The organism is Arthrobacter sp. NEB 688 (genome assembly GCF_013201035.1).
Classification (GTDB): Bacteria; Actinomycetota; Actinomycetes; order Actinomycetales; family Dermatophilaceae; genus Phycicoccus.
The window spans coordinates 1,415,324-1,430,504 of the sequence record NZ_CP053707.1; the positions used below are offsets into that span (position 1 = coordinate 1,415,324).

General features: G+C 74.8%; 15 protein-coding genes and 1 tRNA gene. 13 read left to right on the top strand and 3 right to left on the bottom strand.

Annotation, left to right across the window (positions count from 1 at the left end):
- Positions 1-75: 75 nt before the first annotated feature.
- Positions 76-152, top strand: a tRNA-Thr gene (locus tag HL663_RS06720).
- A gap of 198 nt (positions 153-350) precedes the next feature.
- On the top strand, positions 351-848 hold the full coding sequence (locus HL663_RS06725) for a DUF427 domain-containing protein (RefSeq protein ID WP_173027634.1): 498 nt from the start codon (positions 351-353) through the stop codon (positions 846-848).
- A gap of 105 nt (positions 849-953) precedes the next feature.
- On the opposite strand, the gene HL663_RS06730 is transcribed toward HL663_RS06725, so the two are convergent.
- Positions 954-1,586: an inorganic diphosphatase gene (locus HL663_RS06730; RefSeq protein ID WP_173027635.1), complete on the bottom strand. Its 633-nt coding sequence runs from the start codon at positions 1,584-1,586 to the stop codon at positions 954-956.
- 84 nt (positions 1,587-1,670) lie between these two features.
- Between HL663_RS06730 and HL663_RS06735 the strand changes: the two genes are divergently transcribed.
- The 9 genes from HL663_RS06735 (at position 1,671) to HL663_RS06775 (ending at position 10,928) form a co-directional block, all read left to right on the top strand.
- Positions 1,671-3,122, top strand: coding sequence for a D-alanyl-D-alanine carboxypeptidase/D-alanyl-D-alanine-endopeptidase (locus HL663_RS06735; protein WP_173027636.1), 1,452 nt, complete (start codon positions 1,671-1,673; stop codon positions 3,120-3,122).
- A gap of 21 nt (positions 3,123-3,143) precedes the next feature.
- On the top strand, positions 3,144-4,184 hold the full coding sequence (locus tag HL663_RS06740) for an Rv3626c family coenzyme F420 biosynthesis-associated protein (RefSeq protein ID WP_173027637.1): 1,041 nt from the start codon (positions 3,144-3,146) through the stop codon (positions 4,182-4,184).
- Positions 4,185-4,226: 42 nt separating this feature from the next.
- Positions 4,227-5,225, top strand: coding sequence for a tRNA lysidine(34) synthetase TilS (gene tilS / locus HL663_RS06745; RefSeq protein WP_173027638.1), 999 nt, complete (start codon positions 4,227-4,229; stop codon positions 5,223-5,225).
- Between the two features lie 36 nt (positions 5,226-5,261).
- Positions 5,262-5,813: a hypoxanthine phosphoribosyltransferase gene (gene hpt / locus HL663_RS06750; RefSeq protein WP_030526640.1), complete on the top strand. Its 552-nt coding sequence runs from the start codon at positions 5,262-5,264 to the stop codon at positions 5,811-5,813.
- A gap of 158 nt (positions 5,814-5,971) precedes the next feature.
- Positions 5,972-8,071 (top strand): ATP-dependent zinc metalloprotease FtsH, encoded by a 2,100-nt coding sequence (gene ftsH, locus HL663_RS06755; RefSeq protein ID WP_173027639.1) that lies wholly within the window; start codon positions 5,972-5,974, stop codon positions 8,069-8,071.
- A gap of 13 nt (positions 8,072-8,084) precedes the next feature.
- Positions 8,085-8,684, top strand: coding sequence for a GTP cyclohydrolase I FolE (gene folE, locus HL663_RS06760; protein ID WP_173027640.1), 600 nt, complete (start codon positions 8,085-8,087; stop codon positions 8,682-8,684).
- Positions 8,681-9,532, top strand: a complete 852-nt coding sequence (folP, locus tag HL663_RS06765) for a dihydropteroate synthase (RefSeq protein ID WP_173027641.1) — start codon at positions 8,681-8,683, stop codon at positions 9,530-9,532. The genes folE and folP overlap by 4 nt, the downstream gene beginning before the upstream one ends.
- On the top strand, positions 9,529-10,437 hold the full coding sequence (gene folK / locus HL663_RS06770; RefSeq protein WP_173027642.1) for a 2-amino-4-hydroxy-6-hydroxymethyldihydropteridine diphosphokinase: 909 nt from the start codon (positions 9,529-9,531) through the stop codon (positions 10,435-10,437). The genes folP and folK overlap by 4 nt, the downstream gene beginning before the upstream one ends.
- Positions 10,434-10,928 carry a DUF3180 domain-containing protein gene (locus HL663_RS06775; protein ID WP_173027643.1) on the top strand — a complete coding sequence of 165 codons (495 nt, stop codon included), beginning with the start codon at positions 10,434-10,436 and terminating at the stop codon, positions 10,926-10,928. Before folK ends, HL663_RS06775 begins: the two co-directional genes overlap by 4 nt.
- A gap of 270 nt (positions 10,929-11,198) precedes the next feature.
- On the opposite strand, the gene HL663_RS06780 is transcribed toward HL663_RS06775, so the two are convergent.
- A complete protein-coding gene (locus tag HL663_RS06780; protein ID WP_173030041.1) occupies positions 11,199-12,302 on the bottom strand; it encodes an NADH-quinone oxidoreductase subunit D in 1,104 nt (367 codons plus the stop codon).
- A gap of 113 nt (positions 12,303-12,415) precedes the next feature.
- Complete coding sequence (locus tag HL663_RS06785; protein ID WP_173027644.1) at positions 12,416-13,375, bottom strand: SAM-dependent methyltransferase; 960 nt, start codon at positions 13,373-13,375, stop codon at positions 12,416-12,418.
- A gap of 65 nt (positions 13,376-13,440) precedes the next feature.
- On the opposite strand from HL663_RS06785, the gene HL663_RS06790 reads away from it, so the two are divergent.
- Both HL663_RS06790 and HL663_RS06795 read left to right on the top strand, forming a co-directional pair.
- Positions 13,441-14,325 carry a Rossmann-like and DUF2520 domain-containing protein gene (locus HL663_RS06790; RefSeq protein WP_173027645.1) on the top strand — a complete coding sequence of 295 codons (885 nt, stop codon included), beginning with the start codon at positions 13,441-13,443 and terminating at the stop codon, positions 14,323-14,325.
- A 148-nt stretch (positions 14,326-14,473) separates the two neighbouring features.
- Complete coding sequence (locus HL663_RS06795; protein ID WP_173027646.1) at positions 14,474-15,166, top strand: hypothetical protein; 693 nt, start codon at positions 14,474-14,476, stop codon at positions 15,164-15,166.
- Positions 15,167-15,181: the final 15 nt, after the last annotated feature.

The window sequence follows — 15,181 nt, forward strand, 5'->3', positions numbered from 1 at the left end:
TGCGTGGACCGATTCGCGATCGTCGCGCGGATGTCCATATACTCGTCCGGCGCGCTCGGTCCGCCGCGTGCGCACGCCGCCTTAGCTCAGTCGGCCAGAGCGATTCACTCGTAATGAATAGGTCATCGGTTCGATTCCGATAGGCGGCTCCACCGCACGGCCCCCTCGACCCCGCGTCGAGGGGGCCGTCGTGCATCCCTCGTCCCGACTGGTTGCGACGTCCGCCGATCGACACCCCGTCCGGCGGCGTGTCGAGCGGCGGAACTCGCACCAAGTGGGGAAAGGGACGGGACTGTCGAAGGTCGGTGGACGGCGGGTCACGGGTCCGCGGTCGCACGTAGCGTGGCGAGATGACCAGACCCGCGCCCCTGCCCACCGCCCCCGGCCAGGAGTCGGTGTGGGACTACCCCCGCCCGCCCGCCGTCGACGCGAGCGACGAGGAGGTCGAGGTGTGGTTCGGCGGCGTGCTCGTCGCCCGCTCCACCCGCACGTTGCGCGTCCTCGAGACGAGCCACCCGCCGACCTACTACCTGCCCCGCGCGGACTTCACCGAGGGCGCCCTGCGCCGGGCGCACGGCTCGTCGTACTGCGAGTGGAAGGGCGAGGCCGTCTACTTCGACGTGGTCGGGCGGCGCGAGGTCGCCGAGTCGGCGGCCTGGACCTACCCGCACCCGAGCCCCGGCTTCGAGGCGCTGGTCGAGCACATCTCCGTCATGCCGGGCGCGATGGACCGCTGCGTCGTCGCGGGCGAGGTCGTCACGCCGCAGGAGGGCGGGTTCTACGGCGGCTGGGTGACCAGCCGGGTCGTCGGGCCGTTCAAGGGCGGCCCCGGCACCTGGGGCTGGTGACCCCGGCGCCACCGACCACGGGGGACGACGAGACCCCCGGTCGCACCAGGTCGGTGCGCCGGGGGTCTCGTGCCGGTGGGCCCGCGCGCGGCGGGCCCGACGGGGTCAGTCGTCGCTGAGCGGCTTGTCCTTGGTGGCCAGCTCGGCGCGGGCGCGCTCGGAGGCCTCGGCCAGCTCCTGGGTCGTGTGGGCCGAGCTCGGCGAGGTCGCGGGGACCTCGGCGTGCGGGGGCATCCGCCAGCGGGCCGTGGTCAGGCCGGCCGCGCGGGCCCGCTCGATGGCGTCGGTGATGCACGCCTCGGCCTCCTCGCGCCCCGCCCAGTGCGCGCCCTCGACCGACTTGCCCGGCTCGAGGTCCTTGTAGGTCTCGAAGAAGTGCTGGATCTCGAGGCGGTCGAACTCGGTGATGTGCTCGAGCTCGCTGATGTGCGCCTTGCGCGGGTCGCCCGCCGGGATGCAGAGGATCTTGTCGTCGCCGCCGGCCTCGTCGCGCATGTGGAACATCCCGATGGGACGGGCGCGCACGACGCAGCCGGGGAAGGTCGGCTCGTCGAGGAGCACGAGCGCGTCGAGCGGGTCGCCGTCCTCGCCGAGCGAGTCCTCGATGTACCCGTAGTCCGACGGGTACGACATCGCCGTGAAGAGCATCCGGTCCAGCCGGATGCGGCCCGACTCGTGGTCGACCTCGTACTTGTTGCGGTGACCCTTGGGGATCTCGATGGTGACGTCGAACTCCACGGTGGAAAGACTCCCTCTGCTGCGTGACCTAGGCTCGTCCGACAGTCTGGCGCATGGAGGGCCCAGGGGACGAAGGGAGGCCGGGTGAGACGTGTCATGCTCGCCGGCGCGAGCGCCCTGGTCCTCCTCGGGGGCGCCGGCTACGTGACCGCCGACGTGTACGACGTCGTCCCCGGCGTGCTGACCCGCGACCGCGAGGCGCTGCCCGCCACCGGCCCGGACACGAGCGACGACGCGGCCCCCTCGCTGCTGCCGACCCCGTCCGCCCCGGGCGCCCCGCGCGAGGCGTCCGACGCGCCGGTGCCCTCGCGCGACGAGCTGGCCGCCGCGGTCGCCGGCGCCTCCGACGACCCGGCGCTGCGCCGGGGCCTCGGGGTGAGCATCCGCGACGGCGTGACCGGCGAGGAGCTGTGGTCGCGCGCCGCCGACGTCCCGCGCGCGCCGGCCTCGACGGCCAAGCTGCTCGCGGCCTTCGCCGTCGCCGACACCCTCGACCTCGCCGAGCGCGTGCCGACGAGCGTCGTCGCCGCCCCGGGCTCGCGCGACCTCGTGCTCGTCGTGCGCGGCGACATGCTGCTCGCCCCGGGCCGTGGGGACGCCGACGCCGTCGCCGGCCGGGCCGGGCTCGCCGACCTGGCGCGCCGGGTGGCCCGCACGCTCGTGGCCGACGGCCGCACCGACGTCACGCTGCGCCTCGACACCTCGTTCGCCCCCGGGCCCCGCGTGCCCCCGACGTGGAACCCGAACGACGTCCGCGACGGGTTCGCCGGGCCGGTGGTCATGACCGGCCTGACGACGACGCGGGCCACCCCGGTCCGCCCGGCCCCGACCCGGCCCGAGGACGTCGTCGCCCGCGCCCTCGTGCAGCGGCTGCGCGCCGAGGGCGTCACGGCCCGCCTGCGCCCGACCTCCACGTGGTCGCGCCCGGCGCCCGACGACGCCGTCGCGCTCGGCACCGTCGAGTCCGCCACCTACGGCGAGCTCCTCGGGCTGGCGCTCGCCGAGAGCGACAACTCCCTCGCGGAGAGCCTCGTCCGCCAGGCCGCCGCGAGCCTCGGCCGGCCGACGACGGGCGCCGACGCCAACGCCGACCTCGTCCGCGCGCGCCTCGAGGCGGCCGACGTGCCGACCTCCGGCCTGCGCCTGAAGGACGCGAGCGGGCTGAGCCCGGGCCAGGCCGTCGCCCCCGCGACGCTCTCGGCGGTGCTCGGGCTCGCCGTGCGCGGCGAGCCGGCCCAGCTGCGGGGCGTCGTCGCCGGGCTGCCGGTCTCGGGGCTGTCCGGCACGCTCCTGCACCGCTTCTCGTCCGACGCGACGCGCGACGTGCGGGGCCTGCCGCGGGCCAAGACCGGCACCCTGCGCGCCGGCTCGTCGCTGGCCGGCACGACCGTCGACGCCGACGGCCGGCCGCTCACCTTCGTCGTCCAGGTCGACGGGTTCCCCCGCACCTACGACGGCACGCTGCGCGCCCGCGCGGCGATGGACCGCGTCGTCGCCGCCGTGACCCGGTGCGGCTGCGACGACGCCGCAGGCTGACGCGGATGAGAGGGTGAACCCGTGGGATACGTCGACTGGGAGTTCGCGAAGACCACCGGCCGCACGCTCGTGCCCGCCGGTCCCGTGGTGTCGCCGGCCGAGGCGAGGGCCGAGGTCGAGGCCATCCGCGCCGCGGCCCGGGCGGCCCGGCAGCCGGTCGCCGAGACCGCGCGGATGCAGACCCCCGACGACGCGCCCGACGCCCTCGTCGTCGACCGCGCGACGTGGATCGCCGTCAACGCCGACTCGATGTCGGCCCTGCTCGACCCCGCCGTCGAGGCGATCGTCGGCAAGCGCGGCGTGACGCCGGGCGCGACCGCGCAGGCCATCGGCGGCAAGGTCACCGGCGCCGAGGCCGGCGCCCTCCTCGCGTTCATGGCGAGCAAGGTCCTCGGGCAGTACGACATCGCCCCGGCGGGCACCCCGGCCCTCCTGCTGGTCGCGCCCAACCTCGTCGCCACCGCGCGCGAGCTCGACGTCGACGCGGCCGACTTCCGCTCCTGGGTCTGCATGCACGAGGAGACCCACCGCGTGCAGTTCACCGCCAACCCGTGGCTGCGCGAGCACCTCATCGCCCAGGCCCGCCACCTCGCGGTCGACCTCGCCCCCGACACCGAGCGTGTCCAGGAGATCGTCTCGCGGGTCACCGAGCGCCTGCCGGAGGTCTTCTCCGAGGGCGGCACCGGCATCACCGAGCTCTTCGCCACGCCCGAGCAGCGCGAGCAGCTGGCCCGCGTCACCGCCGTCATGTCGCTCCTCGAGGGGCACGCCGACGTCGTCATGGACGACGTGGGCCCCGCGCACATCCCGACCGTCGCCCACATCCGCTCGCGCTTCTCGGCCCGACGCCGCGGCTCCGGCGCGCCCGACCGCCTGCTGCGCCGCCTCCTCGGCCTCGAGGCCAAGATGCGCCAGTACCGCGACGGCGCCGCGTTCGTCCGTGGCGTGCAGGAGCAGGTCGGCGTCGACGGCTTCAACGCCGTCTGGACCTCGGCCGAGACGCTGCCGCTGCCCCAGGAGATCGCCGACCCCGCCGCGTGGGTCCGGCGCGTCCACGCCTGACGCCACCGCCGCTCCCCGCCCGGGCTGCGGCACACTGCCCGGATGACGGAGCGCGCGTGGGGACGGCCGCACCCGGCCGTGGCCGCGGTGCGCTCCGCCGTGCGGGCCGTGCTCGGGGAGTGCGACCCCGGTGACCTCGTCCTCGTCGCGTGCAGCGGCGGGGCCGACTCGACCGCGCTCGCGGACGCGGCGCGGTTCGAGGGTGCGAGGGCCGGGGTGCGGGTCGGGGCGGTCGTCGTCGACCACGGCCTGCAGGACGGTTCGCGCGCGCTCGCCGAGGAGGTCGCCGCGCGGCTGCGCGCCCGGGGGCTCGACCCCGTCGACGTCGCGTCCACGTGGGTGACGGCCGAGCGCCCGGACGGGCTCGAGGCGATGGCCCGCGCCGCCCGCTACCGCGTCCTCGACGACGCCGTCGCCCACCGCGGCGCACGCCTGGTCCTGCTCGGCCACACCCGTGACGACCAGGCCGAGCAGGTGCTCCTCGGGCTCGCCCGGGGCTCCGGGGCCCGCAGCCTCGCCGGGATGCCGTCCGCCCGCGGGCCCTACCGACGGCCGCTGCTCGGGGTCACCCGCGAGCAGACCCGCGCCGCCTGCACCGCCGAGGGCCTGTCGTGGTGGGAGGACCCGATGAACGAGGACCCGGCCTTCGCGCGGGTGCGCGCCCGGCGGGCCCTGCGCGACCTCGAGGCCGACCTCGGGCCGGGCCTGGCCGCCGCCCTGGCCCGCAGCGCCGACCGGCTGCGCGAGGACGCCGACCACCTCGACGCCCTCGCCGACGCCGCCGTCGCCGCGCTCGGACCCGGGCCGTGGGCCGTCGACGCCCTCGAGGCCGCGCCGCGCGCCGTCCGGACGCGGGTCTGGCGCCGGCTCGTGCTGCGGGCCGGCGCCCCGCCCGGGCAGGTCTCGGCCCGCCACGTCGAGGCCTGCGACCGGCTGCTCACGCACTGGCGCGGGCAGGGGGCGGTCCACGTGCCGGGGGGCCTGCGGGTGCATCGCTCCGGCGGCCGGGTGTCCATCGGTCGCCCCGCTCGGGTTGAATAGGCCCCGACCCACCCACCCCCTTCACCAGGAGCCGACGTGGACGCTGCCCACATGGGAGCCGACCTCGAACGAGTCCTCATCACCGAGGACGAGATCCACGCCAAGCTCGAGGAGCTGGCCGGCCTCATCGCCGACGAGTACGCGGGCAAGGACCTCCTCCTCGTCGGGGTCCTCAAGGGCGCCGTCATGGTGATGGCCGACCTCATGCGCGCGCTGCCGATGACCGCGCCGGTCGACTGGATGGCCGTCTCGTCGTACGGCTCGGGGACCAAGAGCAGCGGGGTCGTGCGCATCCTCAAGGACCTCGACACCGACATCAGCGGCCGGCACGTCCTCATCGTCGAGGACATCGTCGACTCGGGCCTGACCCTGTCGTGGATCAAGTCCAACCTCGAGTCGCGCAGCCCCGCCTCGGTCGAGATCTGCACCCTCCTGCGCAAGCCGGAGGCCGCCAAGGTCGAGGTCGACGTCAAGTGGGTCGGCTTCGACATCCCCAACGAGTTCGTCGTCGGCTACGGCCTGGACTACGCGGAGGCCTACCGCGGGCTGCGCGTCGTCGGCACCCTCGCGCCGCACGTCTACAGCTGAGCCGACCTCCGCCGCGGACCCTCGGCCGAGCGGCCCGGGTTCGACAGCGGAACACGAGCGCCGACGGGCTCGTTGCTAGCGTGTACCAGTCCCGGACGGACCGCCCGGGCCAGCCTCGACGAGCACCAGGAGGGTGGGGCCCCGCGCCCCGCGACCAGATGGACTTCAAACGCATTCTCCGGGCCCCGGTGTTCTGGGTGCTGGCCGCCCTCGTCCTGCTCCTCCTCGTGTTCACGGTGGGCGGGAACGGCAGCTACACGACGATCACGACGGCGCAGGCCGAGAAGCTCATCACCGACAAGAAGGTCGAGTCGGCGGTGATGAGCACCGACAACGTGCTCACCCTCGACCTCAAGAGCGGCCAGACCTTCTCCGACCCCGCGAAGAAGATCTCGGGGGCCACGCAGGTGCGCGCCGAGTACGTCGACGCCCGCGCCGAGAGCCTCGTCACCGAGCTCAAGACCAACCTCCCCGAGGGCTACGACGACAAGGTCGAGGGCGACAGCGCCTTCTGGACCCTGTTCATCAGCTTCTTCCCGGTGCTCCTGCTCGTCGGCCTCTTCTGGTTCCTCATGACCCAGGCGCAGGGCGGTGGCTCGCGCGTCATGCAGTTCGGCAAGTCCCGCGCGAAGCTCGCGACGAAGGACACCCCGAAGGTCACCTTCGCCGACGTCGCCGGCGCCGACGAGGCCGTCGAGGAGCTCCACGAGATCGTCGAGTTCCTCCGCGAGCCGGCCAAGTTCCTCGCCGTCGGGGCGAAGATCCCCAAGGGCGTGCTGCTCTACGGCCAGCCCGGTACCGGCAAGACGCTCCTCGCGCGCGCCGTCGCCGGCGAGGCGGGCGTGCCGTTCTACTCGATCTCCGGCTCGGACTTCGTCGAGATGTTCGTCGGTGTCGGCGCCAGCCGCGTCCGCGACCTCTTCGAGCAGGCCAAGGCCAACGCCCCGGCCATCGTCTTCGTCGACGAGATCGACGCCGTCGGCCGCCACCGCGGCGCCGGCCTCGGCGGTGGGCACGACGAGCGCGAGCAGACGCTCAACCAGCTGCTCGTCGAGATGGACGGCTTCGACGTCAAGACCAGCGTCATCCTCATCGCGGCGACCAACCGCCCCGACATCCTCGACCCGGCGCTCCTGCGCCCGGGCCGCTTCGACCGCCAGATCGCCGTCGAGAACCCCGACATGATCGGGCGCCACCGCATCCTCCAGGTCCACTCGGCGGGCAAGCCGATGGCCGCCGACGTCGACCTGCTCGCCGTCGCGCGCCGCACCCCCGGGATGACCGGCGCCGACCTCGCGAACGTCCTCAACGAGGCGGCGCTGCTCACCGCCCGCGGTGACAAGAAGCTCATCGACGACGAGATGCTCGACGAGGCGATCGACCGCGTCATCGCCGGCCCGCAGAAGCGCACGCGCATCATGTCGGCCAAGGAGCGCAAGATCACGGCCTACCACGAGGGCGGCCACGCCCTCGTCGCGGCGGGGATGAACCACCTCGACCCGGTGACCAAGGTGACGATCCTGCCGCGCGGTCGCGCCCTCGGCTACACGATGGTCATGCCCGTCGACGACAAGTACTCGACGACCCGCAACGAGATCCTCGACCAGCTGGCGTACGCGCTCGGTGGCCGTGTCGCGGAGGAGATCATCTTCCACGACCCGACGACCGGCGCCGCGAACGACATCGAGAAGGCCACCGCGATGGCCCGCAAGATGGTCACCGAGTTCGGGATGAGCGAGCGCGTCGGCGCGATCAAGCTCGGCCAGACCGCGGGCGAGCCGTTCCTGGGCCGCGACATGGGCCACCAGCGCGACTACTCCGAGCAGGTCGCCGCCGTCGTCGACGAGGAGGTGCGCAAGCTCATCGACTCCGCGCACGACGAGGCGTGGCACGTCGTCAACGACAACCGCGACATCCTCGACCGCCTCGTGCTCGAGCTCCTCGAGAAGGAGACGCTCAACGCGGCCGAGCTCGCGGCGATCTTCGCCGACATCCACCGGCGCCCCCGGCGCCCGCTGTGGCTCTCGAGCGAGCACCGCACGCTGTCCGACATCCCGCCGGTGCTGACGCCGGCCGAGGAGGCCGCCCTCGCCGGGCGCGCGAACGGCTCCGGCGCCCCCGCCGGCGCCGTCGTCACCCCCGGCGACCCGGCGACCGAGGCGGCCATCGACGCGCGGGCGCAGGACGGGGCCGGCCGGGCCGAGCACCCCGCGTCCCAGACCGTCGAGGTGCCGGAGGGTGGGCGTGTCGAACCCTGACCAGGAGGTCGTCATGACGCAGGACACGGGCACGACGCGACCTCCGGTCGACGTCCCGCGCGCCGAGGCCGCGGTCCGGGAGTTCCTCTACGCCATCGGCGAGGACCCCGACCGTGACGGTCTCCTCGAGACCCCGAAGCGGGTGGCCAAGGCCGCGCACGAGCTCTACGCCGGCCTCTGGCAGGACCCTGCCGAGATCCTCAGCAAGACCTTCCCGATCGAGCACGAGGAGCTCGTCATCGTCCGGGACATCCCGATGTACTCGACGTGCGAGCACCACCTGCTGCCCTTCCACGGGGTGGCGCACATCGGGTACATCCCGGGCCCGGACGGCACGGTGACCGGGCTGTCCAAGCTCGGGCGCCTCGTCGACGTCTACGCCCGCCGGCCCCAGGTGCAGGAGCAGATCACGACGCAGGTCGCCGACGCGCTCGTCGAGCACCTCGGGGCCCAGGGCGTCATCGTCGTCGTCGAGGCCGAGCACCTGTGCATGTCGATGCGCGGCGTGCAGAAGCCGGGCTCGCGGACCATCACCTCGGCGGTGCGCGGGCAGCTGCGCGACGTCGCCACCCGGGCAGAGGCGATGTCGCTGCTGCTCGGCGGGAAGCGGTGACCGGGGCGCTGACCCTGCCCACCGGCCGGCCCGGCCGGCCGGTGGTCCTCGGCGTCGTCAACGTCACGCCGGACTCCTTCAGCGACGGCGGCGAGTGGTTCCAGCCCGCCGACGCCGTCGCGCACGGGCGACTCCTGCGCGCGCAGGGCGCCGACGTCCTCGACGTCGGCGGCGAGTCGACGCGCCCCGGCGCGCAGCGGCCCTCGGAGGCCGAGGAGCTGCGCCGCGTCCTGCCGGTCGTCGAGGCCCTGGCGGCCGACGGTCCGGTCTCGGTCGACACGATGCGTGCCTCCGTCGCCGCGGCCGCGCTCGACGCCGGCGCGACCCTCGTCAACGACGTCTCGGGCGGCCTCGCCGACTCCGGGATGCTGCCGCTCGTCGCCGAGCGCGGCGTGCCCTACGTCGCGATGCACTGGCGCGGCCACAGCGCGGGGATGCAGGACCGCGCCCGCTACGACGACGTCGTCGCCGACGTCGGCCGCGAGCTGCGGGGGCGCCTGGACGCCGCGCTGGCCGCCGGGGTCGACCCCTCGCGGCTCGTCCTCGACCCGGGCTTCGGGTTCGCGAAGCTCGCCGCCCACAACTGGGAGCTCCTGCGCCGCCTCGACGAGGTGATGGACCTCGGCCAGCCGGTGCTCGTCGGCACCTCGCGCAAGAAGTTCCTCGGCCTCGTCGGGCGCGAGGGCCGCGAGGAGCGCGCGCCGCTCGAGCGCGACGTCGCGACCGCGGTGACCACCGCGCACGCCGCCGCCCACGGGGCGTGGGGCGTGCGGGTGCACGACGTCGTCGCGGCCGTCGACGCCCTCGACGTCGCGCAGGCCCTGCGCGGCCCGGGGGCCGACGCGTGACGCCGGCCGGGACCTCGCGCGACCGCGTCACCCTCAGCGGGGTGCGCGGGCGCGGCTTCCACGGTGTCTTCGAGCACGAGAAGCGCGAGGGGCAGGAGTTCGTCGTCGACGTCGAGATCGCCGTCGACCTCGCGCCGGCCGGTCGCACCGACGACCTCGTCGACACCGTCAACTACGGCGAGATCGGGGCCGCGGCGCTCGCGCGCATCGAGGGCGAGCCCTTCGACCTCATCGAGCGCCTGGCCGAGGTCATCGCCGAGGACGCGTTGCAGCACACCGCGGTCGACGAGGTCGTCGTCACGGTCCACAAGCCGCAGGCCCCGGTGGGCGTCCCGTTCGGGGACGTCACCGTCCGGGTCGTCCGCCACCGCGAGCCGGTGCCCGTCGTCGTCGCGGTCGGGGCCAACCTGCCGCACGGGTCGAGCTCGCCGGCCGACACGGTGCGCTCGGCGCTCGAGGCGCTGGCGCACCATCCCGCCGTCCACGGCCTGCGCGCCTCGGGCGTCGTCGGCACCGACCCCGTCGGGGGTCCTGAGCAGCCGCGCTACGCCAACGCCGTCGCGACGCTGCGCACCTCACTCTCGCCGTCGTCCCTCCTGCGCGAGCTGCACCGGCTCGAGGCCGCCTTCGACCGGGTGCGCGAGGTCCGCTGGGGCGCGCGCACGCTCGACCTCGACCTCGTCCAGTACGGCGACCCGGCCGACGGCACCGACGTCGTCTCGGACCGGCCGCACCTGCTGCTGCCCCACCCGCGGGCGCACGAGCGCGGCTTCGTCCTCGCGCCCTGGCACGACGTCGACCCCGACGCGGTGCTGCGCCACGAGGGCGCCGTCGCCGCCGTGGCCGACCTCCTCGCGGGCGTGGACACCACCGACATCACGCCGCTGCCCGAGGAGACCCCGTGACCCACCACGGCATCCGCGCCCAGGCGCTGCTCCTCGTCGCGCTCGTCACGGCGGTGCTCGGCTGGCTCGTGGCCTTCGTCGTCACCCGGGACGGGACGCTGCTGCAGCGCCCCCCGTGGGCGGCGGGCGTCCTGCTCGTCGTCATGGGCGGGCTCGTGCTGTGGCTCGCCCGCCCCGTGCGCCGGCACCTGCGCAGCGGCCGCCGCACCTCCGTCGAGGGGCTTCGTGCGGCGCGCACGGTCGTGCTCGCGCAGGCCGCCGCGCTCACCGGGGCCGCGGCCTCGGGCTGGTACCTCGGGCAGCTGGCCAGCCTCCTCGGCGACCTCTCGCTCGTCGCCAACCGCGACCGGCTGCTCGTCTTCGGGCTGATGCTCCTCGCGTCGGTGCTGCTCGCCGTCGCCGGGATGGTCGCGCAGGCCTGGTGCCGCATCGACCGCGACGACGACGAGGACCGGCCCGGGCGCGCGGACGAGGCCGCACCCCGCCCCTGACCCGCCCGGATAGGGCGCCGGAGCGTGCACGAACTGACGGATGTGTCGATTCCTGCACACCCCCTGACGGCTGACCGTGCATCAATCGTCGAAAGCGACGATTGATGCACGCCCGGGTGCTCCGGGTGCTGGAGGGGTGCGTGCACGAATCGTCGAAAGCGTCGACTGATGCACGCCCGGGTGCTCCGGGTGCTGGAGAGGTGCGTGCACGAATCGTCGAAAGCGACGATTGATGCACGCCCGGGTGACCGGTCCGGAGCGTGCCGGCGGCTACTTGTCGACGTCGCCGACGACGAAGAACATCGAGCCGAGCACGGCGACCATGTCGGCGACGAGGCAGCCGGGCAGCACCTCGGTCAACACCTGGACGTTGTTGAACGACGCCGAGCGCAGCTTGAGTCGCCACGGCGTCTTCTCGCCGCGCGAGACGAGGTGGTACCCGTTGAGCCCCAACGGGTTCTCGGTCGCGGTGTAGCGCTCGCCCTCGGGCACCTTGAGCACCTTCGGCAGCCGCTGGTTGACCGGCCCGGGGGGCAGCGTCCGCAGGCGGTCCAGGCAGGCGTCGGCGAGGTCGAGGCTGACGTGCACCTGCTCGAGCAGAACCTCTAGCCGGGCGAGGCAGTCGCCCTCGGTGCGGGTGACGACGCGGCCGGGGCCGCCGGGGCCGAAGAGCTCGGCGTACGCGAGGTACGGGTCGTCGCGCCGCAGGTCGAGGTCGACACCGCTGGCGCGGGCGATCGGGCCGGAGACGCCGTACGCGAGGACCGTCGCGGGGTCGAGCACCCCGACGCCGCGGGTGCGGGCGAGGAGGATCTCGTTGCCGACGAGCAGCGACTCGAGCTCGGGCAGGCGGCGGCGCACGGCATCCACGGCGTCGCCGACCCGCCCGAGCCACCCCGCGGGCACGTCCTCCTTGAGGCCGCCGACGCGGTTGAACATGTAGTGCATCCGGCCGCCGGAGGCCTCCTCCATGACGGCCTGCAGCTCCTCGCGCTCGCGGAACGCGTAGAACACCGGCGTGATGGCGCCGAGCTCCAGGGGGTAGGAGCCGAGGAACATCAGGTGGTTGAGCACCCGGTTGAGCTCGGCGAGGAGCGTGCGGAGCCAGACGGCGCGCTCGGGCACCTCCATCCCGAGCATCGCCTCGACGCCGAGCACGACTCCGAGCTCGTTGGAGAAGGCCGAGAGCCAGTCGTGGCGGTTGGCGAGGACGGTGATCTGCCGGTAGTCGCGCACCTCGAAGAGCTTCTCGGCGCCCCGGTGCATGTAGCCGACGACCGGTTCGGCGGCGACGATGCGCTCGCCGTCGAGGACGACCTTGAGCCGGAGCACGCCGTGCGTCGCCGGGTGCTGCGGGCCGATGTTGAGGACCATGTCGGCCGTGGCGAGCCCGCCGGCCCCGACGGCGACGTCGAGGGCACGGGGCGCGTGCGGCTCGGTGGGGGCGTCGTGGCTCACGCGGCCAGTCTGCCGCACGGCCCGCGAGGTCACCCGGGGCGCACGCGGGCGAGGACCCAGCGGAACCCGCCGAGGCCGGCCGGGTCGGTGAGCGCGGTGAGCGCCGAGGTGTCCGCCAGCGCCGCGAGGTAGCCCGCGGGGTCGGTACGGGCGAGGGCGTGGTCGGGCAGGCCGGTGCGGCCGAGCAGCCGGTGCAGGGCCTCGCGCTGCGTCGTCAGCTCGTCGTGCCGCAGCGAGTCGACGGCGACGTGGGCGGTGAGGTCGCGGGAGCCGTCGGGCAGCGGGTCGACGACGACGCCCTCGCGGTAGGCCACGAGCGTCCCGCCGACCGGGTGCTCCTCCCGGGTGTGGCCGTAGTCGACGGCGAGCACGGTGCCCCGGCGCACGCGCCCGAGGAGGGACTCCCAGGCGCGGTCGCGCGCGAGGCCGACCTCGACGCGGGAGCCGGCCGGCAGGCCGTCCGCGGGCCGGTGCGCGGCGCACCAGGCGGCGTCGTCGGGGCCGAGCGGCCCCCCGAGCGACTCCTCGCCGGTGGCGGGGTCGACGAGGACGGTGCGCAGGCGCCCGTCCGTGTCGACCTCGGCCACGGTGCAGGGCACGACGTCGAGCCACTCGTGGGCCACGACGAGCACGTCGTCGAGGTCGGTGAGCGCGTCGGGGAGGCCCGGGCCGCCGGGGGAGGGCATCCAGCGGACGTCGTCCGGCAGGCCTTGCGGTCGCTCCACGACGTCGACCCCGGTGAGCCGCAGGGCGGGACGCTCGGCCCGCAGCGCCGTGAGGAGCTCGCCGCGGCCGGCGCCGACGTCGACGACGTGGGTGGCACCTTCCTCGTCGGCGAGGCGCGCGAGGGCGCGGGCGAGGTGTGCCCCGAGGCCACCGTGGGAGGAGGTGGTGAAGTGCCCGGCCGGTCCCTCGGGGCGGCGGTAGAACCCGTCGGGGCCGTAGAGGGCGTGCTGCCACGCCTCGCGCCAGGGCAGCGGGTCGCTCACGCGGGCAGGCTAGCCGGTGGGCCGACCGGTCCGAGCCGTGGCGGCGCGGGGTAGCGTGCTGGCTCGTGGACGGCCTCGAGCACCCAGCCCGGCTCAGCGTCGGCGTCGTCGGCGCCGGCAAGGTGGGGTCGGTCCTGGGCGCCGCGCTCGTGCGGGCCGGTCACCGCGTCACCGGGGCCTACGCCGTCTCGGACGCCAGCCGGGAGCGGGCGGCCACGCTGCTGCCCGGGGTGCCCGTGGCCGACGTCCGCACCGTCGTCGAGGGCGCCGAGCTCGTGCTCCTCGCCGTGCCGGACGACGCCCTCGGCCACCTCGTCCGCGGGCTGTCGGCGACCGGGGCCTGGCAGGCCGGCCAGCTCGTCGTCCACACGAGCGGCCGCCACGGCACGACGGTGCTCGAGCCGGTGCGCGAGCACCACGCGATGCCGCTCGCCCTCCACCCGGCGATGACGTTCACCGGCACCGCGATGGACCTCCAGCGGCTGGTCGACTGCGCCTTCGGGGTCACCGCCGACGAGGTGCTGCGGCCGGTCGCCGAGGCCCTCGTCCTCGAGATGGGCGGCACGCCGGTGTGGGTCCCCGAGGAGGACCGGCTGGCCTACCACGCGGCGCTCGCCCACGGCGCCAACCACCTCGTCACCCTCACCGCCGAGGCGATGGAGGTGCTGGCGCGCGCCGGGGTGGCGGACCCCCGCGCCGTGCTCGGCCCGCTCATGCACGCCGCCCTCGACAACGCCCTGCGGATGGGTGACGCGGCGCTCACCGGGCCGGTCGCGCGCGGCGACGTCGGCACCCTCGCGGCCCACCTGCGCGAGCTCGACCTCGTGGCGCCCGAGGTGCGGCGCACCTACGTCGCCCTCGCGCGCGCCACGGCGCTGCGCGCGCTCGACAGCGGGCGGCTGTCGCCGACGGCGGCCGAGCCGCTGCTCGGCGTCCTCGGCACCGACTGACGACGCATCCCGGCCGTCCGGACCCACTTTCCGCGAATCGACCACGGCCGCAGGGCGGTCGGCGATACGGTCGCGCGGCGGTCAGGGGACCGCCCGAACCGAGGGGAAAGACAGCATGCGTCGTACCGTTTCATCCACCCTGGGCACGATGGCGCTCGCCGCCGGCCTCCTCGTCGCGCCGGCGGCCCCGTCGGGCGCGGCCACCGCGTCGTCCGTCGCGGCGTTCCCCGTCCAGGCGACGACCCTGTCCGTGACCAAGGGGGCGTCGACCTACGTCTACGGCGCGTCGGCGAAGCTCGCCGTCCACCTGTCGGTCCCCGACGCGACGGTCTCGGTCTACGCCACGCCGTACCACGGCACGAAGAAGCTGCTCACGACGACCGTGGTCGACGCGAACGGCGACCTCACGGTGACGACGCCCGTCACCGTGCGCACGGCGTTCACCGTCGAGTACGCCGGTGACGTGGAGCACGAGCCCGCGATCGCCGGGACCCACGTCGACGTCCGCGCGAAGGTGACGACGCGGACGACCCGCGTCATCGGGCACTCGGGGTCCTACCAGCTCGTCAGGACCGGGTCGAAGCCCTACGTCGTCGGCACGGTCGCGCCGTCGCACGCCGGCCAGTGCGTGAAGTTCCAGGGGCAGGAGCCGAAGGGCAGCGGCTGGGGCTACACGCAGACCACCGACTGCTTCCGCCTCAACTCCAAGAGCGCCACGTCGGTCTACTTCGGGTCGAGCTGGCCCGCCGGCGCGAAGGTGCGCATGCGGGTCCTCTGGGGCGGCGACACGAAGAACGCGGCCGCGAACTCCGCCTGGACCTACCTCAAGTTCGTCCGCTGACGCGGCGACGGGCCC